This is a genomic window from Emticicia sp. (assembly GCF_049241225.1).
Classification (GTDB): domain Bacteria; phylum Bacteroidota; class Bacteroidia; order Cytophagales; family Spirosomataceae; genus Emticicia.
The window spans coordinates 1-1,394 of record NZ_JBMLRC010000045.1 but is presented as its reverse complement, the minus strand read 5'-3'; the positions used below and the strand labels follow the sequence as shown (position 1 = coordinate 1,394).

Below are 1,394 nucleotides of genomic sequence, written 5' to 3'. Positions count from 1 at the left end.
AAAAGTGCAGTTCGTGGATATTGACGAATTTGATGGTGACGAACATGACATCGCTGATTTGCAGTCGAATCATTATAATGAAGAAGAAGTAAAATTTGAGGTTGAGCGAATAAAACGAAGCATGGAGCAATTACCCGAAGGTTTTAGAGTAGTGCTATCATTGTATTTGTTTGAAGGCTATGACCACGAAGAAATCGGTAAAATTTTAGGTATCAACGAATCGACTTCTCGCACGCAATACATGCGAGCAAAGAAGAGGCTGTTGGAGATAATAAAATGAAAGTCCACAGTTGAGAGTCAACAGTCCACAAAAGATGGCTGTCGAGTTACAATCTTCTTCTGAGAGTGGTCTTTTTAATGTTAAGTTTTAATCCCTTTTAGGGGCTTTGGGTATTATATATGAATAAATTAGAAAGATTTGTAAGAGATAACCGTGAGGCATTTGACGACTACGAGCCGTCGGCTGACTTATGGAAAAAAATAGAGGCGAAAAACATTCATGCCAAGCCTGAAGGTAAACTCGTGAGTTTACAAAATTGGATTGGTAGTCGACCGAAATTTGCGTTGGGAATGGTGGCTGGCTTTGCGGTGTTTTTGATGGTGGGTTATTTGGCGTATAATTATGCCAAACCTGCTTCTCAGAATCCTGAAATTATGGCTTTGAGTCCGACTTATGCGAAAGAACTGACACAGTTTGCATCGTTGGTTGAAGCAAAGCGTGAGGAATTAAAAACCATCGAAAAAGAAGACCCCGAACTCTATCATCAGTTTGATACCGAACTAACGGTTTTGAACCAAAATTACCAGAATCTTAAACAAGAATTACCCAAAAATCCGAACCAAGAAGAGTTGCTCAAAGCAATGATTCAAAACCTTAGTATGCAGATTGAGTTGTTAAATCAGCAGTTAGAAATTATTCAGAAAATTAAAGAAGCAAAAAATGAAAAGACAAACACAATGGTATAAGTCGGCTTCTCCTAATTCTCGGAATTTAGGGGGGCTAATGGGAGTATTTTTTTCACTCTTAACACTTACTTCTTTCGCTAATAATGGTGACTCAGTACAATGCTCAACGCCCGAATGGATTGAACGCCGCAAGAATATTACGTTTTCGTATTCACTTTCGGCCAGCGATAAAGTATCACTCGAAAATCAATTTGGAGATATAAACGTGAGTTTTTGGAATAAAGATGAGATTAAAGTTGAGGTAACAATTCTGGCAAATGCTACTTCTGAAGAGCGAGCCGCCAATTTTATTAGTACGGTTGATGTGCAAGGGAAAAAAGCTGATGGTACGGTAAGTATAAAAACCACGATTGACCGTGAAGGAGGAAATTATAATAATAATACGTGGAATTGGAAAGGGGGAAGCAATGAAAAGAACTCTTTGAAGA

The 1,394-nt window shown here is 38.3% G+C and carries 2 protein-coding genes and 1 pseudogene; all 3 read left to right on the top strand.

From position 1 onward, the window contains the following. Window positions 1-280 (top strand): RNA polymerase sigma factor (locus ACOVO2_RS03060; RefSeq protein WP_421768560.1); only part of this gene is annotated, 280 nt, incomplete at its 5' end. A gap of 119 nt (window positions 281-399) precedes the next feature. Further along, entirely contained in the window at window positions 400-966 is a 567-nt protein-coding gene (locus tag ACOVO2_RS03055) for a hypothetical protein (protein WP_350263932.1), read from the top strand. Then, window positions 941-1,394: pseudogene (locus ACOVO2_RS03050) on the top strand (hypothetical protein); the annotation flags it as partial. The gene ACOVO2_RS03055 and the pseudogene ACOVO2_RS03050, both read left to right, overlap by 26 nt.

What these genes read in the sequence shown, in the direction of transcription:
- ACOVO2_RS03055 (WP_350263932.1), top strand. Translation starts at nt 400, where the DNA reads ATGAATAAATTAGAAAGATTTGTAAGAGATAACCGTGAGGCATTTGAC.